Here is a 23,850-nt window from a genome sequence, read left to right on the forward strand (position 1 = left end):
AGATCGCTTCTTTTGCTCTCTCATCTCTTTCTGATCATATTGTATCGCAGGTCTATAACAATTACAAACAATGTATTTATTTGCTTTTCACAATATTTTTTTGTTATTCACTTTACATCCCGATAAACAATATATATAATGAAAGTATTGGCGGAAAATCCGTCTTTTCGCAAAACGCTGTTTTACAGTAACTGTTCAGTAGGTCCTCGCAGGTGCTGTGGGCCAGTGGCACACAGCCAGCACGGACCGAAGCGCAGCGTAAAACGCTTTAAAATGGATTTTTGCTCGCAGCTATGAAGGCACTGAATCGTTACATCCTGCAAAAGATAGAAGGGGTCTTTTTATGAATTTACTTAGTTTGTACTATTTCGTTGAACTTGCCAAAGAGCTTCACGTCACCAACACAGCTCAGAAGCTCTATATTTCCCAACAGAACCTAAGCCAGCATATCCAGCGTCTGGAACAGTATTACGGTGTCCCTCTCTTCCACAGAAAGCCAAAGCTCGCCCTTACCTATGCAGGGGAACAGCTCTACGCTGTCGCCGTAAAAATTCTTGCCGAGGAACATGAATTCCAGAACCGTCTCGCCGACATCTCCGAAAAAAGCATCGGCAATCTGAAACTCGGGATCCCAGCCTACCGCGGACAGATCTGCCTCCCGGAGATCCTGCCGAGATTCTACGCGAAATGGCCGAATATCAAGATCGAGCTCTGCAATGAATCCTCCAACACAATGGAAGAACGTCTCTACAATGGGGAACTTGATATTTTTATCGGTGTCATGTATCAGGATAATCCCAAACTGGAATCTTCCACTCTTCTGACCGACCATATTTACCTGATCTGTTCCGACGAGCTTTTGCAGCGCCACTATCCCGATTCCTGGCAGACCTTAAAAGAAGGATCCTTAAGCGGCGTGGAACTGGCACATTTTTCAAAAATTCCGTTCCTGCTCCCAGCCTCCTCCATGAAGCTTCGAAAAACTCTGGACCAGTGTTTCCTCGACGCAAAGGTAAAGCCGAATATCTTTCTGGAGTCGCAGACCACAGAACTGTTCATGTCCCTGTATCCGCATAATTACGGGGCATTCTTCTGCACCCAGATGCGTCTTCCGATGCTCTTAGCTGCCCACCCAGATGCCAATGCGTTTCCGCTCGCGCTGAAAAAGTCACTGATCAACCACCGGCTGGTCCTTGCCTATCACAAAGAACGTTTTCTTCCAGAGTATGCCCATGATTTTATTGAGATCACGAAGGATGTGTTTGATGGGATCGCGGAGGTTCGGCCGCATTAGCAGCTACACCCAATCCCCTGTCATGTATCATATATTGATAGGGGATTCTTTTTTGCTATTTCGATAAAAGACCTCTAGAAGGTCACATTTCTATAAACCATCTCTCCCTTTTTAACAGTAAGTACTGGTTCGAACACCCTATTGCTTTCTCTAAATGAAGCTGTCTCATCTGTATACGGTCTGTCGCCGAATACATTTTTACCTTCATGTACTCGGAACACTGCAATATCAGCCTGTTTTCCTTCCTTAAGGCTACCTACACGATCCGAAATTCCCATATTTTCTGCATTATTCCAAGTCGCAGCCTTAATTACTTTCTCAAAAGGCATTCCCAGATACGTGTATTTTGATATCTGCATTGCCATATTAAATGCTGTCGGACGTAAATGCATGCTTAGGCGGGTAACATCAGTGCCTAACAGATCCGGGTAGAATTTTTCAGCGATTGCTTTTTCGGAAACCTCAAATGAGAAGTGCGCTCTTGCATCCGCTGCTTCAAAAATAATGCCTCGTTCTCTCGCTTTCCATACGCAGTCAGCAACATGACCATTTTTTAAAATTGTATAACCAACATTCTGATACATGTGTGTCACGATATCACCTGGTCTAAGAATCTCTAAAACCTTTTCCATCTCTGCCGGTGGATTTGTAATATGTACCATCAACGGTCTGTTAATTTTTTCTCCAATTTCAACTGCTGCTTTTAATGGTTCAAGTCCCAGCTCCCCTACAATATTTTTGCTTGTTCGAAGTTTTAAGCCAAGCAGTTCATCTCCGTACTTGTCAAATAATTCTTTGAGTTTTCCCACATCCATGTGCTCTGGTTTAACATCTTCCATCTGCTTTGGAAGTGTAGATAAACCCACACTGCAAACATTGATATACGGCATAATTGATAACTTTTCCATTCCGATCCAGCCACGATACTGTTCATAATTGTCACAGCCCGTGCTTCCTGCATCCACTGCAGTCGTAACTCCAGATCCAAAGCATACTGCTTCACCAGCTGTTCCAATTGCTGCCAATGGATAAATATGAGTATGATGGTCAATTAATCCTGGCGTTACATAGCATCCGTCTGCATCAATTTCACTTGTTGCATGTTCTTCTATATAAGAACAAACTTTTACAATTTTACCGTCTTTTACTGAGATATCGCCTTTCGCGATCTTTTCATTCTCGACATCAACAATCAGTCCATTTCGAATAATAATATCTTCCATTTGCACACCTCATAATAAAAAGGGACATTGAGCTTCTCAATGTCCCTACCAACAGTATCCATGTGAAAAGGGGCATTTACACAGCCTTCCTTTTATGACTGAGCTTTTTTCTTCTTTCGTGCACTCATTAAAGGCGAGAAGCAACTTGCCACACAAACAATCAGAAGAACAAGGCTGATTGGTCTTGTTATGAAGCTCATTAAAGTTGCACCTATAGCTTTATGGCATAAGTTAAATGCCTGCATAAATCCAGCCTCTGCAAGAGAACCAAGCATTAAGCCAAGAACGATTGCAGAAATATCAAATCCAGCTGTCTTTAAGAAATACCCGACAATACCAAAAATAAGCATAATATAAACATCTGTAATATTATTGCTTGCCGCATAAGAGCCTACTACACACAGAACACCAATACCTGCTAATAGAAATCCTTTCGGTACTTTAACCACCTGCGCAAACTGTTTTGCACCAATTAATCCTACAATTGTGAATGCAAACTGGGCAAGTACGAAACCTGCTAAGAACGGATATGTTACATGCGCATAGTTTGTAAATAAACTGAATCCCGGATTCAAACCCTGAATCATAAGTCCACCCATCAGCACTGCTGCTACGGAGTTTCCAGGAATGCCGAGCGTGAGCATTGGGATCAAAGATCCACCGCAAACCGCATTATTTGCTGACTCTGTCGCAGCTACACCTTCGCGACATCCTTTCCCGAAGTCATCCGGTGTTTTTGATGTTCTCTTTGCCTCATTATACGCCATATAACCAGCAATATTTCCGCCAGCTCCTGGTACGATTCCTACAAACGCGCCAATGATAGAAGACTTGATATAGGTAAGTGGATATCTCACGAAATCCTTCGGTGTGATCTTCGGTACGTGAAGTTTTTTAATATTATCGTCTGTTAACACACCTGTTTTTTCTCCTGATGAAGTCAACAATTGTGTCAAAGAATATAAACCAACAATTGCAGGGATAATTGCAATGCCGCCATATAAGGCCGTAATATTAAAGGTATATCTTGGATATGCTGTCGCAACATCCATTCCAACCATTGAAACAAGAAGACCTAATAATCCAGAAAGGAATCCTTTTAAAAGAGAACCGCTTGAAAGAGATACGATGATCGTCAGTCCGAATACGGCCATCATTGCGTTTTCCTGAGATCCAAATTTCAATGAGAAATTTGCGATTGGAGGTGCCAGAAAGAATAATGCAATCGCTCCTGCAATTCCTCCCCAGAAAGATGCGATGCACGCCTCCTGCAACGCCTCACCACCACGTCCTTTTCTTGTCATTGGAAAACCGTCCAGAGTTGTAGCTGCTGAAGCCGGTGTACCAGGTGTATTAAGCAGACATGCAGAAATACTGCCTCCATATGTTGAACCACAATAGATACCGGCCAGCATGATCAATCCACTCGCCGCATCCATTCCATAAGTAAGAGGAATCAGCACCGCCACACCCATTGTAGATGATACACCCGGAAGTGCTCCAAATAAAATTCCTAAAACAGTTCCCCCCATAAGGAGCAGTAAGTTCATTGGGTTAAACGCGGTACTAAAACCCATCAGAATATTGGATAACATATATTTTTCTCCTCCTTAGATCAAAAATCCTTTTGGCAACGGAACCTGTAAAAACATACTAAAGATACCATAAATAACCGCTAACACCCCAATTGCCACAACTGGATATGTCCATAACTTATGTTTTTCAGTATCAATTACATATGAAAACGCCATCATAAACACAAAAGAGATCGTGTAAAATCCCACTACTTTAATTAAACCAACATACACTACAAGCATCAGAATTGCGATTGCGATCTTCTTTGATCCTTCTTTTTGTTCTGCCAGTGCTGCAGCATCAAAATTCTCATCTTCCTTGTAGTGCATATAAAATGTACGCACAAACAGCATAACACTCAAAATACATCCAAGGACTGTGATTCCTGTCGGAATAATTTTCGGAATATCTGGGAACTTTCTGCTGTAAACAAACGCAAATCCAAACACAAGGAATAAGAACACAGCCGATATGCGTTCTTTTAATTTCATCGTCATACTAATCAACCCTTTCTGTATCTAAAACTATTGGGCGATACAGAATGTATCCGCATCGCCCACTTTTCTTCGCTTCTTACATTCCAAGAGATTCTTTTAAATCATACCAAATCGGGTTGTATTCGCTGAAGGTCTTTAATGCCTCATCCGTGTTCTGGAAGCGAATTACAAGTCCCATGTTATCTGCTTCTGCGATGAAATCCGGATCCTCACAAACCTTTTCCATGATTTTATCCCAGTACTCAACAATTGCAGGATCAACTTTTGAGGACATTGCTAAGCCACGGTATGTGGAAAGAGAAGTACAATCATATCCAAGCTCTTTTACTGTAGGAACATCGTCATAAATTCTTTCATCTGTCATTGTGAATAATACTTTACACTGTTTTTCATCTAACATTGTTCTTGCCTCGCTGACACCTGCCGACATTACATCACAATGTCCGCCAAGAAATGCTGCTTTTGCTTCAGAGGAGCCATTATATCCGATGATATTAAACTCTACACCAGCTGTATTTGCAATGTACTGTGTTGCAAGAGCTGCGATAGTACCTGTTCCAGATGCCGCAATGCTGATCTCGCCCGGATGATCCTTTGCATATGCAAACATTTCTTCTGCTGTAGTAAATCTTGTTTCATCCGGCTTCACAGCCCATACACGGTCATCTGCTACAAAGAAGCCGATATGTCCCATATCATTTACGACATCAAATGGGCAGCTGGAATTCGTGGTAGAAACATACTGTGCGCCCGGATCGATATGCCACATAACAGATCCGTCTGCAGCACGCCCTAAACCAGTCTGGATTCCTACAAGTCCGCTTCCGCCTGTAATATTTTCAACGATCAGTGTTGCATCTGTCCATTTCTGAGCATATTTAGCAAATAAACGATCACCAAGATCTACACCGCCACCAGCCGAGAATGGAGCAATAATCGTCACAGTACCAGACGGATATGTCTTTCCATCTGCAAGTGTGATCGTCTTAGACCATTCACCTGTATCTCCTGTCGATGTAGCCTGTGTATCAGAAGCTGTTGTTTCCTTTTCGGCCTGAGTCGTTGCTGTTGCCGTTGTCTCCGGCGCTGTACTGTTTGAAGCGCATCCAGACAAACTTGACATAACGAGTGTTGCTGCTGCCAGTAAAGCTATACGTTTTTTCATATTGATTCCTCCTAAGTTTTTCTTTTGTTGTTATTTGTGCTGTTTTTTTCTTGATTTTTGTCTGTCTTTTTATTGATTTTATATTATCATCATTAGACAAATATATCCAACAATGATTTTATATATTCTTAACAAGTTTTCTTTGTAGTTATTGGGATATTGATCTATTTTTTTGCTATTAAGCACTTTCTTTCCCACGCAGTATATATTGCTTATTCACTACATACTTCAGTGCCTTCTCTTCCTCCAGCAATTCAATATTCTCCGTGATCATCGGGAACATGACATCTGAGATATCCGCAGAACCGCCGCCTACATGTGGTGTCACGATAATGTTCGGATTTTCGAGAATCAAACTGCCCGGTTTTGCCGGTTCTTCCTCCACACAGTCGATTCCGGCACCTGAAAGTTTTCCGGAATTGACTGCGTTCACAACAGCCTCATCATCCATAAGTCCGCCTCTCGCAACGTTGATTAGGATCGCGCCGTCCTTCATTTTTTCGATTTCCTTCTCACCGATCATATGACGCGTGGAATCCATGAGCGGTACATGAAGGGTGATCACGTCGCTTGTACGGATCAGTTCCTCAAGTCCTACATATTTCATATGCAGTTTTTCTTCCATCTCCTCCGGCAAGCGGAACGGATCGTAATACTGGACTGTAGATCCGAAGGCCTGTACCCTGGATGCCACCTGACGACCGATATTTCCTCCGCCGATGATGCCGACTACCTTATTGTTTAAAGTTCTCGTCAGGTTTAAAAATGTGTTCTTACTCCACTCCCCCTGATGAATCGCACGGTCATGGCAGATCAGTTTTCTTCCGACTGCTAACATCAATGCCACCGTAAGCTCCGCCACAGCATACGCGTTTGCTCCCGGAGTATTGCAGACATAAATTCCATGTTTTCCTGCTTCTTCAATGTCAACAGAATCAAAACCGGCTCCCCAGCGCATGATCATCTTTAATCCTTTGATCCTTGCGACTACTTCCTTCGGCATTTTTAAAATTCGAAGAACGATGGCGTCTGCCTCTGTCAGTGCATCAAATTTCTCCTGTGTATCAACTTCAACCACTTCAATTTCCGGCTTTTCAGAAAAATAATTTTTAAACTTTTCAAATGTACCTGCCGGATATGTTCCTACGATTGCTACTTTCACGTTTTTTCCCTCTTTTTATTTGATTTTCTCTGCCACTTCTCTCATGAGATCTTCGCCCGGATTCTTTCTGTTGATCTTGCTGACCTCAACGATCAGTTTATAGAGATCAACGCCTGTATCTTTTGCGACCGCCTTGAAAGTCTTTCCGAAGCTGGAATGCGCTCCGGATACGCCGAGGATCAGGTCGTACGGCGGGATCGCGTCATGGTAGGAGTGCTTTTCCATTGCCGGAAGAAGTCTCTGGTCGATTCCGTTTAACATCGCGTAAAGGTCAATATCCTTGAACTCCCCGTATTTCTGCATAAATGCCACAGCTGCCTCTGTCGGAAGGTTTCCTGCGCTTCTCGCCATTCCCATAAGACCGCAGTCTAAAATATCTGCTCCGCTCTCATAGGCAGCGATGGCATTTGCTGCGGAAAGTCCAAGGTTATTGTGACAATGGAAAGCCACCGGGATCTTAACCGCGTTCTTGCAACACTCCGTTGCTCTCTTTACGTCATCCGGCATCATAGTTCCGGCGGAATCCATGATCGTAAATTCGTCAAGTCCGATGGACTCCAAGAACTTCGCTTCCTCCGCCAGTTCTTCCGGAGTGAGAAGATATGCTTTCATTGCGGAGTAGTACGCTTTCATTCCGCATTTCTTGATCGTTTTTACCGGAACTTCTGAGATCTTTCTCGCATCCCCGGCATCAGCACCACAGCGCAAGAACTTCATTCCCTTGGATGCCGCACGCTCAACATTCGGTTCGCGGAATCTCTTTGCGTTTAAGAACATGCCGATCTCTGATTTTCCCAGATACGGCTGTACCAGATCCAGATACTCCATGTCAGTCAGGGCGTTTGTGAATCCCGCAACCTCATAAGCTCCGATTCCGCCTGCGTTTCCGAATTCAATAATCGGAACATTGCTCTCTGTCAGGATATCCAGAACGATCTTTGTGATCTCCGCGTCAAACCCTTTTCCTACTACATTTGCACCGTCTCTCAAAGTACAGTCCATCAATCTAACCATCACAAATACTTCCTTTCGTTAATTTGCTGTAAAATATACTGGATTTCTTGTTGTTTTTATACTATCATACAGTTATGACAGTTTTCCAACAGTTATATTTTTAATTTTAAACAGCATTTTCCTGTGGAGGCATCTATGAACCTTAAAACATGTCAGTACTTTGTAGCACTTGCGGAAGAAATGAATTTTACAAAAGCATCCGAATCTCTTCATATCACACAGCAGTCCCTCTCCGGCTCGATCAAGCGCCTAGAAGAGGAATATGGAGTGGAGCTGTTTCAGCGAAAACCATATCTGAAGCTCACACCTGCCGGGGAGACTATGCTTTTTTACTCAAAACAGATGCTGCGAAATGAATCCCAGATGATGGCATCCCTGGCGGATCTCTCCGCCGAATGTTCCGGTCATCTTGTTCTTGGAATGTCAAGGCAGCGGATCCAGGTATTCTTTCCGGGAATCTGGGAGCGATACCACAACGCCTACCCAAATGTTTCTCTGGATCTTCGTCAGTCTTATACTCTGAAAATGGCTGACTCTCTTCAGGCTGGAAAGCTCGATCTTTTCATCGGTGTTGATGTTCCAACTGCATCTAATCTAAATATGATCCCTTTAGCGTCCGAATACCTTTTCTGTCTGATCCACGATAATATTCTGAAGGAATGCTGCCCGAATCACTGGCAGGAACTTTTAAATAAAAGTGCCATCGAAGGTCTTGATGTCTCTGATCTCAAAGACTTTCCAATCCTCCTCCTCGCTTCGGACAACCGAATCCGTTCTCTTTTAGAACGCGCCTATGATCGTTGTGGAATCATGCCTAAGACAATTCTCGAGGCATCTGACCAGAACATCATCTATCAACTCGCCTGTTCTGCCCAGGGAGCCGCTTTCCTGTCTCCGATGATCCTTTTTGATCATAAAAAAGGGGCGATCACTTGGCCAGAGAACTGCCATTGTCTGAGGATGAACCACTCTTTCTCAAAAATCGATATCTCCCTGGTCTACCGCAATGACCTGATCCTGCCCCACTATGCTGAAGGCATGAAAAAAGCCATCACACAGGAATTTTATTCCTACGCGATGGCGATGAAGTCGATTTCTTAAACAAAAGCTGCCTAAAAATATTTTCAGGTAGCACTCTTTATTATTTTAGTTGAATGGAACCTTATATTTCATACTGATTTCCTCAAGTTCTTTTACCACAACATCTGAAATTTCCATTCCCTCTCTCTGCGCTTGTTCTGCACGATTCAATTCAATCTCACCTGGTAGATAAATTTCATCACAGTCTTCTGCTCTTGGTGATTCTTTAATTGATGTAAGAATTACATCTGACTGTTCCTTAAATTTTTGTTCTTCAACAACTGCACCAACATTAATTGCACCAATAAAATAACCAACATCCTGCTTTTTTCCACTAAAATCATAAAATGATCCCATTGTTAATCCACTTTTAGCTCCTGCCAGTCCGCAGCACATCAGTTCGATCAACAAACCAATTCCATACCCCTTGGCTCCGCCAAACGGAAGCATGCACGATACTTTATTAGGATCAGTTGTCGAATGTCCATCTTTATCAATTGCCCATCCTTCTGGAATTTTTTTCCCATTTTTCTTTGCGAGTGTCACTTTTCCTCTTGCAACAACACTGGTCGCCATATCAAGCGAAACTGTCCTATATTTTTCAGAAGGCACAGACACTGCAAGCGGATTTGTCCCAAGAATTGCTTTCTTTCCCCCTATCGGAGCCAATGCTGCCGGTCCATTGGTCATTGCGATTCCTATCATTCCATTCTGTGCTGCATAATCAGTAAAAAATTCCCCCATTCCAAAATGATTTCCTCCTTTTACCGCCGCAAAACAACAACCTATCGTTTTTGCTTTCTCAACACATAGTTTCATTGCATCCATTGCTGCTGGAACTCCCAGTCCATTGTTTGCATCCATCAGGACCAATGCTGGAGTTTCTTTTATAATTGTTGTTTCTGCATGTGCATCGACAAGTCCCGCCTCCAAACGATACGCATATGTTTTTAATCTTGTGACACCATGAGAAGAAATTCCTCGCATGTCTGCCGCTATGAGACTTTCTGCAAATAAATCACTTTTCTGCTTTGATAAGCCATTTTTTTGCATAATTGCACTTGCAAATTCACGCATCTTATTACAATTATATTTCATGATGACCTCCACTCTGCTAATCGGCTTTTTCAGAATATTGTTTGTATTTTTGTATTCTGATTAACATTTTCCGCCAACCGCTCTTGTTTTTTTGTTAGTTTTATAGTAGTATATTTATACTACTAAATCCAACGGAGCTTTTTTTTATTCTCTACAAATTAATTTTGTAATTAAGCATATGGAGGGCTTTATGGATATTGAAAGTTTATATTATTTCTCGGAACTATCAAAAAGTTTAAATATGACACATACAGCCAATCGATTATATATATCTCAGCAAACACTCAGCAATCACATTCAGCGTCTTGAAAACTTTTATGGAACCCCACTCTTTTATCGAAAGCCAAAACTATCTCTCACTTCGGCAGGCACTGAGGTATTAAAATTTGCTGATATGGTCATTATTAATCATCAAAATTTAAAAGATACACTTTCTGATATGTCCAAAGAAGAACGTGGCACTATCCGTTTTTCTTCAAGTGCATTGCGCCTAAGTACATGTTTTTCAGCTGTTCTTCCTAAATTTCACGAACGATATCCTCTTGTGGATTTTCAAATTACAGAAGCTGTTACTTCTAAACTGGTGCCTCTTTTAACCAGTAACGATCTTGATTTGGGAATTATCGCCTATTCAGATAGTCATCCTGAAATTGAACAAAAGCTGCTCCTAAACGATAAATTATATTTATGTGTTTCCGAGAAACTTTTAGATCAATTCTACCCTCTTACAAAAGAGCGTTTAAAAGAGCAGGGAATTCAAGGAATTGAAATCACACATTTTTCTGAGCTTCCCTTCTGTGCTTTTAAAAATATTGTATGGAATAAAATCCGTTCTTGTTTTGATATTGCTGGGATTCAACCTAAAATTTATTCTTACAGCACCTACACGCCTCTTGGATTTCAACTATGTTCCCAAGGTTTTGCTGCATGTATCATGACACAAATGCATCTTGCTAACCATTTAAAAGAGATTCCATCAGATATGAATATATTTCCAATTTATTCAAATGGAGTTCATCTTCCTCACCAGCTTGCGATTGCCTACTCAAAAGGCCGCTATCTGCCGCTATATATGAAATATTTAATTGAACTTCTCCTTGAGTATGCATCTACAGTTGAAACCGTGCACCTTGCACATAAAGCTGACCCACTTGTATAATGACGTACCAGTGATTTTTTCAATTCAACAACATTACCTTTTCAATCTTACTAAAAACAGATTGTTTTATTTTGCGAACACTTCCCACTATAATAAAGACAGTGAAAAACAGCTTATCAAAGACGTTTCATTATAGGAACATGGGTTGGAAAATTTACTGTCACAGGAAATTATGTCCGAAAGCCGCACGCCTCTTGAAGATACAGGCCATAATATAATTATCTACGGTCGCGTTTTCAAGACCGCTGATGTTCTCACTGATTTCCATGAAAGTCAGCCGTATGCTATGATCGTTCGTATCACATCAACCACTCGCAAAGTGATTGAGCCAAACCCGAACTTAAAAGTTATCGTTCGTCACGATGCCGATTTCGACGTTCTTGACGTAAAAACATACCCTGACAACAACATTCAAGTTCTCCACGAACCGGCAGCAAACAGTACCTCCATTGCAGAGGCAGCAATATAGCTCACCTTAGAGTGCAGCCGTAACGTGACTATTCTCCATAAGACATGGGTATGTTGCGATAAATCAGACAATTTCTACAAGATAAAATTAAAAGTGCGCAAGAACACATTAAAGGCAGAACCATCAATCTGATCGGCAGCGACAACACCGGATGCTACGTTACAAAGCACTGTCTCACATTCAAGATAAATATTCTCGCATACGATCCGTAAAAGCCAACTTCTTTTCTCATATAGCGAAAATAGGCAGGACTTATCAAGATGATAGGTTCTGCCTGTTTTTTGCTGTATCTTCATAGAAGAAACCTGTTAGAAATTTTTCTGTAGCTTTTTATAGTCAGTTAACGGTTATTTATTTTCAACTCTCCCTTAATTCTCTCAAGATCATACTCCGGCGCTGCTTTCACTACCGCCTCGTATATTTCTTTCAGCTGATCTTCCGATGTTTCCAGAGCATCCGCAATCCGTTCCAGCGACTGACCTTTCCGTACTTTTTTTATTACTAATTCAATCTGGTTCTGCATGCGTCCCTGGTCCAAGCCACTGCCATATCCACTATCATATCCATTATCGTATCCTTCTTCATACCCACATTCCCTCACATTTTTCAGATGCAGCTCTTCGTTATATTCTGTCAATACCACGTTTCGCACCTCCGCTCTGTTTTTCTTTAAAAGATCCTTCAACACGCCCTCTTTCAAGGACTTACTGATTGCTTCATCTACAGCTTCCTCCAATGTCTTTCCGACACGGACTCCCTGTCTCACATTTTCCACAAAATAAGAATAATCGTGCAATGTCTGGCACTTCTCCATTAATTTCTGATTGTATCCATAATTAATATTTAACATGATCGCAGTACACTCCAGCGCTGCCTCCTCATCCTGCCCGCCTTCAAATGAATCTGACAGCCGGAGAATCCTTCTTTCCGGTTCCTTCTTTAAACCGTTATAAAAGACAAGAAACTTCGGCTTTGGGATCATGATCTGCTTTTCGGAATACATATCAAGATGGTTGCTTTCTATCCATCCCTTTAGCAGATCTCCAAAATATATGGTTCCCCTCAATGGCATGTTTGGATTACTGGTACTCTGGGCTTCATACAAATTCAGATAATGTGCAAACAAGAATGAGACATCATTTTTCATCCCCATATACACCACATCTTCCAGCGTATTAATCTCCAGATCGTCCGCATTCGTATACGAACTTCCGTTTACTGCGTTATACAGGCTCAGTAACTCCTCCTTCCCATGAAACACCAGTCGGAAAAGGCTGTCTTTAAAGTTTCTCTTTACTTTCGTCATAGTTTCTCCTTTCATTGTACACGATATAGAGTTTTTTTGCAATTTCGTGGGAACGATTTCAGAACTGAAGTCAGATACCACAGACGCCCGGAATCACGGGCAGGGATCTCCAGGAAAGAGATCTGTTTGATAATCTTATATTAGCATATTTGCCTTATAAAAGAAAGTGCTATAATATATAAGCGTCTCTTTTCGTACCAGCGATTTTCAACAACATTTCCTTTTCAACCTTACAAAAACAGATTGTTTTATTTTGTGAACAATCTCCGCTATAATAAAGACAGTGAAAAACAGTTTATCAAAAATGTTCCATTATAGGAGGTATTATCATGGGTTGGAAAATTTTACTCCCACAGGAAATTATGTCCGAAGGCCGTAAGCTTCTTGAGGATGCTGGTCATACCGTAATCGACGGCCGCGGATTTGAGACAGAGGACGTTCTCGCTGATTTCAAGGAATATCAGCCGGACGCTATGATCGTCCGTATCACACCGATCACACGTGAAGTGATCGAGTCAAACCCGAACTTAAAGGTTATTGTTCGTCACGGCGCCGGTTTCGACGCTCTTGACGTAAAGGCCTGCCACGACAACAATGTCCAGGCTCTCTACGCACCGGTAGCAAACAGCACCTCCGTTGCAGAGACAGCTATGTTACTCATCTTAGAGTGCAGCCGTAACGTGACTGTCCTTCATAAGACATGGGTAAATGACTTCTACAAGGCAAAATTAAAAGTCCGCAAGAACACATTAAACGGCAAGACCATCGGTCTGATCGGCTGCGGCAACATCGGAAGCCGCGTTGCAAAGCGCTGCCTCGCATTCGAGATGAATGTTCTCGCATATGACCCGTACAAACCAGCTTCTGAGTTCCCGGACGGCGTTGAGGTTGTCCGCGACCTTGACCGCATCTTCAAAGAGTGCGACTATGTTTCCCTTCACTGCCCGAACACTCCGGTTACCAAGAACATGGTAAATAAAGAGCGTCTCGCAATGATGAAACCGACAGCATTCTTAATCAACACCGCACGCGGCGGCTGTGTGGACGAGGATGCTCTCTACGAGGCATGCAAGAATGGCGTGATCGCAGGTGCCGGTCTTGACGCAATCAAGAAGGAACCGGTTGATCCGGCTAACCCACTCTTAACTCTCGACAATGTTATCATCTATCCGCATATCGGCGGCAACACATCTGAAGCTGCCCATCGTGCTTCCTACTTCGCAGCTATGGGCGTTCAGGAAGTCTACGAAGGCAAGAAGCCGACATGGCCGATCAACGATGTTGACTATAAGACAGCTAAGACCTACACAGACACAAAGAAACCGGATACAAAACCGGCTGGAATGTTTGATTTCTAAACAATCGTTTGCCAACTTCTTTTCTCATATAACGAAAGCAGGCAGGACTTATCGGAGTGATAGGTTCTGCCTGTTTTGTTATACGTTTATAATTTTCATTCCCATGTATACCACGTCTTCCAGTGTGTTGATTTCCAGATCATCTGCATTCGTATACGAGCTTCCATTTACCGCATTATACAGACTCAGTAACTCCTCCTTCCCATGAAATACCATTCGGAAAAGACTGTCCTTAAAGTTTCTCTTTACTTTCGTCATAGTTTCTCCTTTCATTGTACACGATATGAAGTTTTTTTGCAATTTCGTGGGAATGATTTCAGAACTGAAGTCAGATACCACAGACGCCCGGAATTACGGGCTGCGATCTCCAGGAAAGAGATCTGGTTGATAGTCTTATATTAGCATATTTATTTCACAAACGAAAAAACGCACGTCCTGCTACAGCTCATTTCTGCATGCAAAACGTGCGTTTCCCGCTTTATTTTCAATTATTCATTTTTGAAATCTTCTTTTAACTTATTGAAAAAACCTTTCTTCTTTCCCTCCGGCGATGCAACCCCCTTCATCGCATCATCAAACTTTCTGAGGGCTTCTTTCTGCTCCTCCGTAAGCTTCTCCGGAACTGTAACAACAAGCGTTACATAATGGTCACCGCGGATGTTCTTATTTCTGAGAGACGGAACACCCTTGCCGCGGAGACGTACCTTCGTGTCGGTCTGGGTTCCCGGTTTTACCTCGTACTCAACCTCGCCGTCGACGGTCTTGATCTTGATCGGACCTCCAAGGGCTGCTGTTGCGAAGGAGATCGGTACTGTGGAGAAGATGGATGTCTCCTGGCGCATAAATACCGGGCTTCTGGATACGGTTACCTCAACGAGAAGGTCTCCTCTCTCGCCGCCGTTCGTTCCGGGCTCTCCTTTTCCTGCGATACGGATGCTCTGTCCGTTGTCGATACCTGCCGGGATCTTGACCTGAATCTTCTTCTTGCTGGAGATATATCCGGTACCGTAGCAGTCCGGGCACTTCTCCTTGACGATCTTACCGGTACCTCGGCAGTCCGGACATGTCTGGACATTCTGTACCTGACCGAAGAAGGACTGCTGGGTGTAGACGATCTTGCCTTTACCGTTACATTTCGGGCAGGTAACCGGGGATGTACCCGGCTTTGCACCTGTTCCGTGACACTTCGGACACTCATCCTTTAATGTGAGCTCGATCTCTTTCTCGCAGCCAAAGATTGCCTCTTCAAATGTGATCCTTACGCCGGTTCTTAAATTTGCGCCGCGCATGGGACCGTTGCTGCTTCTTCCGTAAGCGGAACGTCCACCTCCGAAGAAATCTCCGAAAATATCTCCAAAGATATCTCCCATGTCGGCTCCGTTGAAATCGAATCCGCCGTAGCCGCCGGCTCCGCCTGCGCCGCCCTCGAAGGCCGCATGGCCGAACTGGTCATACTTTCTTCTCTTTTCCGGATCACTTAAAACGCTGTATGCCTCGGAAGCTTCCTTGAACTTTGCCTCCGCCTCTTTATCTCCCGGATTTGCGTCCGGATGGTATTTCTTTGCAAGAACTCGATATGCTTTCTTTAACGCCGCTTCGTCCGCATCTTTCGGCACGCCGAGGACTTCGTAATAATCTCGCTTGGTCTCTGCCATTTCTTTATTCTTACCTTTCCTGTTAGTGAGCGGTACCACGCTTCACGCGTACCTTTTTACGGAACCTGCCGACGGAAGCTTTCTTCAGACGTCACGGCTGAGTCCTGCCGCGGCAATATTTCCGGATCGTTATCGATCAAAGCCTTGATACAAGGCAACCGAAAGAACGCCCCATCTTGGGCGTTCTTTCGGATTTATTGTGCCTGACTTGCGCCAAATGGTAATTCCGGCTAAAAAGAACTTATGCAAGCTATCTTGCAACGTCCTTTCCAGCCCTCATTGTCGCTCGATCAAACTGTTATTTAGACTTCTTTGTAGTCGCCATCAACGACATCATCGCCATATCCAGCCTGGCTTGCGCTCTGTCCAGCCTGCGGACCTGCCTGGCCCTGTGCGCCTGCTGCGCCCTGAGCTGCCTGAGCCTGCTCATAAACCTTTGCGAAGAGCTTCTGCGCGCTGTTCATGAGTTTCTCTTTCGCTGCCTTGATCTCCTCGACCTGGGCGTCTGTCATCTGCTCTGCCGGAGCTTTGTTGATCGCTTCCTTGAGGGCATTCAAGTCAGCCTCAACAGCGGCCTTATCGTTTGCATCGATCTTATCGCCAACTTCTTCCATTGCCTTCTCTGTCTGGAATACCATGGAATCAGCTTCATTTCTTGTATCGATCGCTTCTTTCTTCTTCTTATCCTCAGCCTCGTAAGCTGCAGCCTCCTTAACAGCCTTATCGATATCATCCTTGGACATATTGGATCCGGATGTGATGGTGATGTGCTGCTCTTTGCCTGTGCCGAGGTCCTTAGCGGATACGTTTACGATACCATTTGCATCGATATCGAAGGTAACTTCGATCTGCGGAACACCTCTTCTTGCCGGAAGGATACCGTCAAGACGGAACTGGCCAAGAGTCTTGTTGTCTCTTGCGAACTCACGCTCACCCTGTACAACGTGGATATCTACGGCTGTCTGGTTATCAGCAGCTGTGGAGAATACCTGGCTCTTCTTTGTCGGGATCGTTGTGTTTCTCTCGATCAGCTTTGTAGCAACGCCGCCCATTGTCTCGATGGAAAGGGAAAGCGGAGTTACATCGAGAAGAAGGATGTCACCTGCACCGGCATCGCCTGCTAACTTACCACCCTGGATCGCTGCACCGATGGCTACACACTCATCCGGGTTTAAGCTCTTGCTCGGCTCTTTGCCTGTTAACTGTTTAACCTTTTCCTGTGCGGAAAGCATACGTGTGGAACCACCCACGAGGAGAACCTTGGAGAGCTCTGCTGCTGTTAAACCAGCGTCTCTTAACGCGTTCTGTACCGGAATTGCTGTTCTCTCAATGAGATCACTTGTCAGCTCATCGAATTTAGCTCTTGTGAGGTTCATATCTAAGTGCTTCGGTCCCTCAGCAGTTGCTGTGATGAACGGAAGGTTGATGTTTGTTGTTGTTGCGGAAGAAAGCTCTTTCTTTGCTTTCTCAGCAGCTTCTTTTAATCTCTGAAGTGCCATCTTATCACCGGAAAGATCTACGCCCTCTGTCTTCTTGAACTCGTCGATCATCCACTGTGTGACACGGTTATCGAAATCATCACCGCCGAGGTGTGTATCACCGTTCGTCGCAAGAACTTCGATAACGCCGTCACCGATCTCGATGATGGAAACATCGAATGTACCGCCGCCGAGGTCATATACCATGATCTTCTGCTCTTTCTCGTTGTCAAGACCGTAAGCAAGGGCTGCCGCTGTCGGCTCGTTGATGATACGCTTTACATCAAGACCGGCAATCTTACCTGCATCCTTTGTTGCCTGACGCTGGGCATCGTTGAAGTAAGCCGGAACTGTGATAACAGCTTCTGTTACTTTTTCACCGAGGTAGCTCTCAGCATCTGCTTTTAACTTCTGAAGGATCATCGCGGAGATCTCCTGCGGTGTGTACTTCTTGCCGTCAATATCTACCTTGTAGTCGGTACCCATATGTCTCTTGATGGAGGAGATGGTTCTGTCAGCGTTTGTAACTGCCTGACGCTTTGCCGGCTCACCCACAAGTCTTTCTCCTGTCTTTGTAAATGCAACGATAGACGGTGTTGTTCTGACACCTTCTGTATTAGCGATAACTGTTGGTTTACCGCCTTCCATAACTGCTACGCAGCTGTTTGTTGTACCTAAGTCAATACCAATGATCTTACTCATAATGATTTTCCTCCTCTAAATTTGGAATATTAGGAATGAGTGGTCGTCCAGCAGTCTCTGCCGGATGATCACATTGTTTCAATGTTAGTTTGCAACCTGCACCATGCTGTGACGAACGATGGAATCTTTGTAGGTGTAGCCCTTCTGGAGTTCCACTGCCACAACATTCTCGCCGAGATTCTCATCCTCCACATGCATCACTGCGTTGTGGAAGTTCGGGTCGAACGGTTTTCCGACTGCCTCGATCGGCTTAACGCCCATATCATCGAGTGTCTTTACAAATTGCTTATATATCTTTTCCATTCCGTCTGCAAACGCGGATCCTTTCGCGTCTTCCGGAATGGAATTAAGACCTCTTTCAAAGTTATCGACGATCGGAAGGATCTTTTCGATTACATCCTTCGCACCGATCTCATACATTGCGGACTTTTCCTTGTCCGTTCTCTTGCGGTAGTTATCAAACTCCGCCATGGATCTCTTGAGCTTGTCATTTAACTCATCGATCTTCTCGTCCTTCGGATCTTTCTTCTTTTCAGAAGCTTTTTCCTCTTTTTCGGACGTCTCTTTATTTTCTTTTTCGGAAGCGGCTGTCTCTTTGGTTTCTTTTTCCTCAGAAACGGCTTTTTCCGTTTTCTCTTTTTCTAACTCTTTCTCTTTCACTGCTCTCTTCACCTTTCATTTTTAAACGTTTCGTTCAGCTGCGCAACTAACGATCTCAAGGTCGATACGACTTTTTCGTAGTCCATTCGTTTTGGTCCCACGATACCGATCGTTCCGCGCATCCCATCGCCGAGCGCATAATTTGCGGTTACGATGCTGCAGTCTTTCATGCTCTGGACCGGAGTTTCATCTCCGATATAGACCTGAATTTCATTGTCCGGATCATCCGTTTTATTCTGCTGCTGCCCGTCGATCAGTCCCCTGAGAAGTTCTTTATGTTCCAAAGTACCGATCAGCTGGCTCGCTTTTTCCGTATCGGAAAGCTCCGGGTATTTGAAAATATTGGTTGCCCCGCTGGTATAGATCTGGAGATCTTCGTCCTGGGACCGGATCACTTCACTGACTTCATTCAGCACCAGATCCACCACTCTTCTGTGGGATCCGGCCTGTTCTTTCATTTTTGCGATCACGCCAAGGTTGATCTCCTCGATCGTCAGACCGTTCAGGCTGCTGTTTAAAAGAATATTTAAATTCAGAAGCTCTTCGTCACTGAGTTCCTCATCGATCGTAACAAAGGAGTTTCTTATAATATTTCCTTCCACAACGACTACCACCAGAAGTTTGTGTTCCTCCACCTTCGAGAGCTGGATAAACTTTAACTTTGTCTGGTTGTAACTCGGTCCGCTGATCAGGGTCGCATAGTTCGTATTGTTGGCAAGAACCTTTGCAAGCTGCTTCAGAAGCAGTTCCACGCGGTCTACCCGCTGGATCATAAGTTCCTGCATATGCTCGACCTGACTGTCTTTTTCCTTGATGATCTGGTCAACATAGAAACGGTAACCTTTATCGGAAGGAATTCGTCCCGCCGAGGTATGCGGCTGAATGATGTAGCCAAGTTCTTCCAGATCAGACATCTCATTTCGGATCGTCGCGGAGCTGAGCTTCAGATCCGAGTATTTGGAAATCGTTCTGGATCCCACCGGCTCACCGGTCTCCAGATACGTCTGGATAATCGCTTTTAAAATTTTTTCTTTTCTCTCATCCAGTTCCAAAACTCTCACCTCTTCTTTATTAGCACTCTTTATTGAGGAGTGCTAACATTTACAGTTGTTACTATATTACTTAGTGTGTTGTTTGTCAAGGGCTTTTGATAATTTTCACATTTTTTTCACTATTTTTTTCATCGCCTTTTTCTACCAGGATTTTACAGGATCCGCCCGGCTTTCCCCTGGATTTTCCTGTGAATCCCGGGGGCTTTGCGTCACATTAAGAACATTTCTGCCATATGGGGGGACTGTTTGCGTCCTGGCAGTAATACCCAAAAACTTGACAAATTTGGAAAATTATGTATAATACATACTTGTTTCCAAATTGTTACATTTCTATTACACATCTGCATATAATTTGTAATAGATATGAAACAAAAAAAGAAAGGATTGTTATATGAAGAAATTTAGATTGACCATCTGTGTTTTACTGACCGTCATTTCGATGCTCTTAAACACCGTATGTGCATTCGCAAGTACCCCGAAAAACTCTGGCCACCTGGACAGCATCGATGGAAATAAGGTTTCCGGATGGGCGTGGAACTCCGCTGCCCCGGATACCCCGGTCTCCGTCACCGTCACTGTGGCCAACTCCCATACAGGCGAGTCTCTTTTATCTGAGACCGCCGAAGCTGATATCGAGCGCAATGACTTAAAGGAAAGCGGCATCGGAAACGGTGCCCACGGCTTTGAGATCATGATCGACTGGTCCTCCATCCCGGATGATACCTACATGATCAAGCTCAGCGTGAACGGCACAGCACTTCCGTTAGCTTACCAGTACAATACCGCAACAAAGATCATCAAAAATGCCACCCTCGTTTCCTTAGGTACATTTAAGACCACAGCTTACTGCCCGTGCAGAAGCTGCTCCGAGGGCTACGGCCGTCTCACAAAGACCGGAACCCAGGCGACCGCAAGCCGCACCGTAGCCGTTGACCCGCGGGTCATTCCGCTTGGAAGCCATCTTTTGATCGATGGTGTCGAGTATATCGCTGAGGACGTCGGAGGCGGCGTCAAAGGAAAACATATCGATATTTTTTACAACACACATTCGGAAACAAGAGATCACGGCGTTGAGCGGTCTGAGGTCTATCTGATCCAGTCTTAAGTTCATCTGCCCCGTTATATGAGTTTCCACCCGATATATGACAGGACTGGAAGGACATCCACTAATAAATTCTTCCTGCTGCATGGCAAAAAAGGGAATCTCTCCTGAGCATGCGAAAATGCTCATGAAAGATTCCCTTTCTTAATTATACATATCTTATGTGAGTCAGGACCTCTCCTGAATTCACAGGCTTGCTCCTATCTTTAAACAGTATGCCCCTTCGCCACATAAAACGGCTGTGTATCCGTTCCCTTCAGCTCCTGGCCAACCTCAATCGTCACGTTCTTGTCTGTGACAACGTAATCCAGCCGTGCGCCTGCATTCACCACCGTATCCTGCATCAGGACACTGTTTCTGATCTTTGCGCCCTTCGCGATCTTAACGCCTCGGAAGAGAACACAGTTCTCCACATCGCCTTCGATCACGCAGCCATCAGCCACAAGGTTATTTTTTGTCTTACATCCGTTAATATATCTTGTCGGGTTGTCATCACGGATCTTTGTGTAGATCTGACCGCCGGTAAACAGCGCGTCCAGATTCTCATCATCGAGAAGTTTCATATTCTCATCGAAGTAGCTCTTTAAGCCGCAGATCCTCGCGTAATATCCATCATATTTATATCCGCGGATGTTGTACTTCTCAAGACGCGGCGCAAGGATATCACGCTCGAAGCAGGAGTATCCACGTACAAATGCCGCATGGATCTTATCGATCAGTGCTTCTCTATCCATAATATAAATATTCATGGAGAGGTTCTGTTTTCCGCACATTTCAGAATTCATAAAGATCCGTCTCACGCGTCCGTCATCAAGCTTTAACGTGTAATACATATCCCCGTGGGAACCTGCGCGGATCAGTTCCGCCGGAATCTCCTGCTCTGTGTAGGCAACCGTCACATCGGCACCGCTCTCGATATGTTCCGCTAACATTGCGTTGAAATCAAAATCCACCGCGATATTGGCGTCCATCATGATCACATACTTTTCTTTTTTGCTTTTCAGATACGGAAGGATGCTCTCAAGTGCCTCGACGCGTCCGCTGTAGACCTTCATATTTTTCTCCGCATAGGGCGGAAAAATACTGAGGCCTCCGTTTTTTCTGAGAAGATCCCACGCTCGTCCGGAGCCCAGATGGTCCATCAGGGAATGATAATTCTCCCGGACCACGATGGCAATATTGCTGATCCCGCAGTTTGCGAGACTGGAAAGCAGGAAGTCGATGATCCGGTAACGTCCCGCAAACGGGATCGATGCCATCAGGCGGTCACCCGCAAGCTCCGGCACCAGATTATCATAACTGTTTGGAAAAATAATACCGATCGCATTTGCATTGGAATTTACCATTGTTCTTCACCATCCTCCACATTTTTATTGACCATGGCGTTCGGGCCGATCTTTGCGCCCTTTCCGATGGTGATTCCGGAACCGATCGTCGCAACGCCGTGTTCTTCCCCCTTCGGCATGGATCCAACAACGGCATTTTCACCGATCACAACATTTTCCGCGACGATACAGTGTTCTACAACAGCTCCGGCCTTTATGACCGTTTTGCCCATGACAACGGCATCTTCGATCTTCGCTCCCTTTTCTACCCTGACACCGGAGAACAGGATCGAATGCTTAATACTTCCGTCGATCCGGCATCCGTCTGTGATCATGGAATTCTCAACGACTGCGTTGGAGCCGATCTTGTGACCGGTCATACCGCTGTTCCGGCTGTAGATCTTCCAGTTTTCATCAAAGATATCGATCCCGCTGTGTTCCGGATCAAGAACCTCCATATTTGCTTCCCAGAGGGATGAGATCGTTCCAACGTCCTTCCAGTATCCCGCAAAGTGGTACGCGTACATCTTCCGTCCGTCTTTTAAGAGGTTCGGAATGATGTTGTTTCCGAAATCATTCTCGGAATTCGGGTCTGCCTCATCCTCGATCAGGTACTTCTTTAAAATATCCCAGTTAAAGATATAGATTCCCATGGAAGCCAGATTCGACTTCGGGTTCTTCGGTTTCTCCTGAAACTCTGTGATCCGGTCGTCCCCATCCGCCACCATCAGACCAAAACGGGATGCCTCGTCCCACGGCACTTCCATAACCGCGACACTGAATTCTGCGCCTTTTTCCTTGTGGAAGCGCAGGAAATCACTGTAATCCTGCTTGCAGATCTGATCACCGGATAAGATGATCACATACTGCGGATCGTAGCGCTCGATGAACGGAATGTTCTGATAGATTGCGTTTGCGGTTCCCTTATACCAGTCGGAACCGGATGCCTTCTGATACGGCGGCAGTACATGTACTCCACCGTAAAGACGGTCGAGGTCCCACGGCTGGCCGTTTCCGATATACTCATTCAGTACCATCGGCTGGTACTGGGTCAGAATTCCCACGGTATCAATTCCGGAATTTACGCAGTTCGAGAGCGGAAAATCAATAATTCTGTATTTCCCGCCGAAAGGGACTGCCGGTTTTGCAAGCTTCTGTGTCAGTGCATAGAGTCTTGAACCCTGGCCGCCTGCAAGAAGCATTGCGATCATTTCCTTAGCCATAATAATATCCCCCTGTTTTTTGGATACAGTCTCTCCGTGCAAAATGTACAACCATGCATTTCATTGGATTGTACAAATCATATCACATTGTTGCCGTTTTTGATAGTGGTTTTATGCACTTTTACCATGTTTTTTACATAATCTATATATGTATTCTGCTTTTTTATCCTCTGTACCATTTAAGCTGCGCCTATGATCTACTTGTTTTTCTCAGCATGCATGCCCTTTTTCACTCCACGCAGGATCTCTGACA

At 44.4% G+C, this 23,850-nt stretch carries 21 protein-coding genes; 6 read left to right on the top strand and 15 right to left on the bottom strand.

The window, feature by feature from the left end; all coding sequences use genetic code 11:
* Window positions 1–343 precede the first annotated feature (343 nt).
* A complete protein-coding gene (locus DW677_RS00570) occupies window positions 344–1,294 on the top strand; it encodes a LysR family transcriptional regulator (protein WP_117503040.1) in 951 nt (316 codons plus the stop codon).
* A 74-nt stretch (window positions 1,295–1,368) separates the two neighbouring features.
* Here DW677_RS00570 and DW677_RS00575 read toward each other — a convergent pair whose 3' ends face one another.
* The 6 genes from DW677_RS00575 to DW677_RS00600 all read right to left on the bottom strand — a co-directional run bounded on the left by DW677_RS00575 (window position 1,369) and on the right by DW677_RS00600 (window position 7,930).
* Window positions 1,369–2,517 carry an amidohydrolase family protein gene (locus DW677_RS00575; protein WP_181968272.1) on the bottom strand — a complete coding sequence of 383 codons (1,149 nt, stop codon included), beginning with the start codon at window positions 2,515–2,517 and terminating at the stop codon, window positions 1,369–1,371.
* 92 nt (window positions 2,518–2,609) lie between these two features.
* The gene (locus DW677_RS00580) at window positions 2,610–4,112 is read right to left on the bottom strand and encodes a tripartite tricarboxylate transporter permease (RefSeq protein ID WP_117503042.1); all 1,503 of its coding nucleotides are present in this window, start codon (window positions 4,110–4,112) and stop codon (window positions 2,610–2,612) included.
* Window positions 4,113–4,127: 15 nt separating this feature from the next.
* Window positions 4,128–4,589, bottom strand: a complete 462-nt coding sequence (locus DW677_RS00585) for a tripartite tricarboxylate transporter TctB family protein (protein WP_117503043.1) — start codon at window positions 4,587–4,589, stop codon at window positions 4,128–4,130.
* 76 nt (window positions 4,590–4,665) lie between these two features.
* Complete coding sequence (locus DW677_RS00590; protein ID WP_117503044.1) at window positions 4,666–5,754, bottom strand: tripartite tricarboxylate transporter substrate binding protein; 1,089 nt, start codon at window positions 5,752–5,754, stop codon at window positions 4,666–4,668.
* Window positions 5,755–5,932: 178 nt separating this feature from the next.
* A complete protein-coding gene (locus DW677_RS00595) occupies window positions 5,933–6,916 on the bottom strand; it encodes a 2-hydroxyacid dehydrogenase (protein WP_117484179.1) in 984 nt (327 codons plus the stop codon).
* A gap of 15 nt (window positions 6,917–6,931) precedes the next feature.
* Window positions 6,932–7,930: a 4-hydroxy-2-oxovalerate aldolase gene (locus DW677_RS00600; protein ID WP_181968273.1), complete on the bottom strand. Its 999-nt coding sequence runs from the start codon at window positions 7,928–7,930 to the stop codon at window positions 6,932–6,934.
* Between the two features lie 135 nt (window positions 7,931–8,065).
* Between DW677_RS00600 and DW677_RS00605 the strand changes: the two genes are divergently transcribed.
* Window positions 8,066–9,031, top strand: a complete 966-nt coding sequence (locus DW677_RS00605) for a LysR family transcriptional regulator (RefSeq protein ID WP_117470585.1) — start codon at window positions 8,066–8,068, stop codon at window positions 9,029–9,031.
* A 45-nt stretch (window positions 9,032–9,076) separates the two neighbouring features.
* Here DW677_RS00605 and DW677_RS00610 read toward each other — a convergent pair whose 3' ends face one another.
* A complete protein-coding gene (locus tag DW677_RS00610) occupies window positions 9,077–10,108 on the bottom strand; it encodes an Ldh family oxidoreductase (RefSeq protein WP_117503046.1) in 1,032 nt (343 codons plus the stop codon).
* A 190-nt stretch (window positions 10,109–10,298) separates the two neighbouring features.
* On the opposite strand from DW677_RS00610, the gene DW677_RS00615 reads away from it, so the two are divergent.
* Window positions 10,299–11,267: a LysR family transcriptional regulator gene (locus DW677_RS00615; RefSeq protein WP_181968274.1), complete on the top strand. Its 969-nt coding sequence runs from the start codon at window positions 10,299–10,301 to the stop codon at window positions 11,265–11,267.
* A 145-nt stretch (window positions 11,268–11,412) separates the two neighbouring features.
* Window positions 11,413–11,736, top strand: coding sequence for a hypothetical protein (locus DW677_RS18590; RefSeq protein ID WP_242990594.1), 324 nt, complete (start codon window positions 11,413–11,415; stop codon window positions 11,734–11,736).
* Between the two features lie 340 nt (window positions 11,737–12,076).
* Here the strand turns inward: DW677_RS18590 and DW677_RS00625 are convergent, their stop codons facing one another.
* Window positions 12,077–13,042: a hypothetical protein gene (locus tag DW677_RS00625; RefSeq protein WP_117503047.1), complete on the bottom strand. Its 966-nt coding sequence runs from the start codon at window positions 13,040–13,042 to the stop codon at window positions 12,077–12,079.
* Window positions 13,043–13,371: 329 nt separating this feature from the next.
* On the opposite strand from DW677_RS00625, the gene DW677_RS00630 reads away from it, so the two are divergent.
* Window positions 13,372–14,400: a hydroxyacid dehydrogenase gene (locus tag DW677_RS00630; protein WP_015555029.1), complete on the top strand. Its 1,029-nt coding sequence runs from the start codon at window positions 13,372–13,374 to the stop codon at window positions 14,398–14,400.
* A gap of 78 nt (window positions 14,401–14,478) precedes the next feature.
* On the opposite strand, the gene DW677_RS00635 is transcribed toward DW677_RS00630, so the two are convergent.
* From DW677_RS00635 to hrcA, 5 genes are all read right to left on the bottom strand, one after another.
* Complete coding sequence (locus tag DW677_RS00635) at window positions 14,479–14,658, bottom strand: hypothetical protein (RefSeq protein WP_117470914.1); 180 nt, start codon at window positions 14,656–14,658, stop codon at window positions 14,479–14,481.
* 230 nt (window positions 14,659–14,888) lie between these two features.
* Window positions 14,889–16,055 (bottom strand): molecular chaperone DnaJ, encoded by a 1,167-nt coding sequence (dnaJ, locus tag DW677_RS00640; protein ID WP_117503048.1) that lies wholly within the window; start codon window positions 16,053–16,055, stop codon window positions 14,889–14,891.
* Window positions 16,056–16,357: 302 nt separating this feature from the next.
* Window positions 16,358–18,235 (bottom strand): molecular chaperone DnaK, encoded by a 1,878-nt coding sequence (dnaK, locus tag DW677_RS00645; protein WP_117470916.1) that lies wholly within the window; start codon window positions 18,233–18,235, stop codon window positions 16,358–16,360.
* 84 nt (window positions 18,236–18,319) lie between these two features.
* A complete protein-coding gene (grpE, locus tag DW677_RS00650; RefSeq protein WP_242990593.1) occupies window positions 18,320–18,895 on the bottom strand; it encodes a nucleotide exchange factor GrpE in 576 nt (191 codons plus the stop codon).
* Window positions 18,896–18,903: 8 nt separating this feature from the next.
* A complete protein-coding gene (hrcA, locus tag DW677_RS00655; RefSeq protein ID WP_117470917.1) occupies window positions 18,904–19,956 on the bottom strand; it encodes a heat-inducible transcriptional repressor HrcA in 1,053 nt (350 codons plus the stop codon).
* 382 nt (window positions 19,957–20,338) lie between these two features.
* Here hrcA and DW677_RS18595 point away from each other — a divergent pair, with 382 nt between their 5' ends.
* Entirely contained in the window at window positions 20,339–21,052 is a 714-nt protein-coding gene (locus DW677_RS18595; RefSeq protein ID WP_015555032.1) for a 3D domain-containing protein, read from the top strand.
* Between the two features lie 203 nt (window positions 21,053–21,255).
* Here the strand turns inward: DW677_RS18595 and glgD are convergent, their stop codons facing one another.
* On the bottom strand, window positions 21,256–22,395 hold the full coding sequence (gene glgD, locus DW677_RS00665; RefSeq protein ID WP_117484188.1) for a glucose-1-phosphate adenylyltransferase subunit GlgD: 1,140 nt from the start codon (window positions 22,393–22,395) through the stop codon (window positions 21,256–21,258).
* Window positions 22,389–23,597 carry a glucose-1-phosphate adenylyltransferase gene (locus DW677_RS00670; RefSeq protein WP_117470919.1) on the bottom strand — a complete coding sequence of 403 codons (1,209 nt, stop codon included), beginning with the start codon at window positions 23,595–23,597 and terminating at the stop codon, window positions 22,389–22,391. The genes glgD and DW677_RS00670 overlap by 7 nt, the downstream gene beginning before the upstream one ends.
* Between the last annotated feature and the right edge of the window lie 253 nt (window positions 23,598–23,850).

This window comes from Clostridium sp. AM25-23AC (assembly GCF_003435125.1).
GTDB lineage: Bacteria > Bacillota > Clostridia > Lachnospirales > Lachnospiraceae > Pilosibacter > Pilosibacter fragilis.

Excerpts from the sequence above, each read along its gene's own strand:
- DW677_RS00570 (WP_117503040.1), top strand. The coding sequence starts at position 344 with ATGAATTTACTTAGTTTGTACTATTTCGTTGAACTTGCCAAAGAGCTT.
- DW677_RS00575 (WP_181968272.1), bottom strand. The coding sequence starts at position 2,517 with ATGGAAGATATTATTATTCGAAATGGACTGATTGTTGATGTCGAGAAT.
- DW677_RS00580 (WP_117503042.1), bottom strand. The coding sequence starts at position 4,112 with ATGTTATCCAATATTCTGATGGGTTTTAGTACCGCGTTTAACCCAATG.
- DW677_RS00585 (WP_117503043.1), bottom strand. The coding sequence starts at position 4,589 with ATGACGATGAAATTAAAAGAACGCATATCGGCTGTGTTCTTATTCCTT.
- DW677_RS00590 (WP_117503044.1), bottom strand. The coding sequence starts at position 5,754 with ATGAAAAAACGTATAGCTTTACTGGCAGCAGCAACACTCGTTATGTCA.
- DW677_RS00600 (WP_181968273.1), bottom strand. The coding sequence starts at position 7,930 with ATGGTTAGATTGATGGACTGTACTTTGAGAGACGGTGCAAATGTAGTA.
- DW677_RS00605 (WP_117470585.1), top strand. The coding sequence starts at position 8,066 with ATGAACCTTAAAACATGTCAGTACTTTGTAGCACTTGCGGAAGAAATG.
- DW677_RS00610 (WP_117503046.1), bottom strand. The coding sequence starts at position 10,108 with ATGAAATATAATTGTAATAAGATGCGTGAATTTGCAAGTGCAATTATG.
- DW677_RS00615 (WP_181968274.1), top strand. The coding sequence starts at position 10,299 with ATGGATATTGAAAGTTTATATTATTTCTCGGAACTATCAAAAAGTTTA.
- DW677_RS00625 (WP_117503047.1), bottom strand. The coding sequence starts at position 13,042 with ATGACGAAAGTAAAGAGAAACTTTAAAGACAGCCTTTTCCGACTGGTG.
- DW677_RS00630 (WP_015555029.1), top strand. The coding sequence starts at position 13,372 with ATGGGTTGGAAAATTTTACTCCCACAGGAAATTATGTCCGAAGGCCGT.
- DW677_RS00635 (WP_117470914.1), bottom strand. The coding sequence starts at position 14,658 with ATGACGAAAGTAAAGAGAAACTTTAAGGACAGTCTTTTCCGAATGGTA.
- dnaJ (WP_117503048.1), bottom strand. The coding sequence starts at position 16,055 with ATGGCAGAGACCAAGCGAGATTATTACGAAGTCCTCGGCGTGCCGAAA.
- dnaK (WP_117470916.1), bottom strand. The coding sequence starts at position 18,235 with ATGAGTAAGATCATTGGTATTGACTTAGGTACAACAAACAGCTGCGTA.
- DW677_RS18595 (WP_015555032.1), top strand. The coding sequence starts at position 20,339 with ATGAAGAAATTTAGATTGACCATCTGTGTTTTACTGACCGTCATTTCG.
- glgD (WP_117484188.1), bottom strand. The coding sequence starts at position 22,395 with ATGGTAAATTCCAATGCAAATGCGATCGGTATTATTTTTCCAAACAGT.
- DW677_RS00670 (WP_117470919.1), bottom strand. The coding sequence starts at position 23,597 with ATGGCTAAGGAAATGATCGCAATGCTTCTTGCAGGCGGCCAGGGTTCA.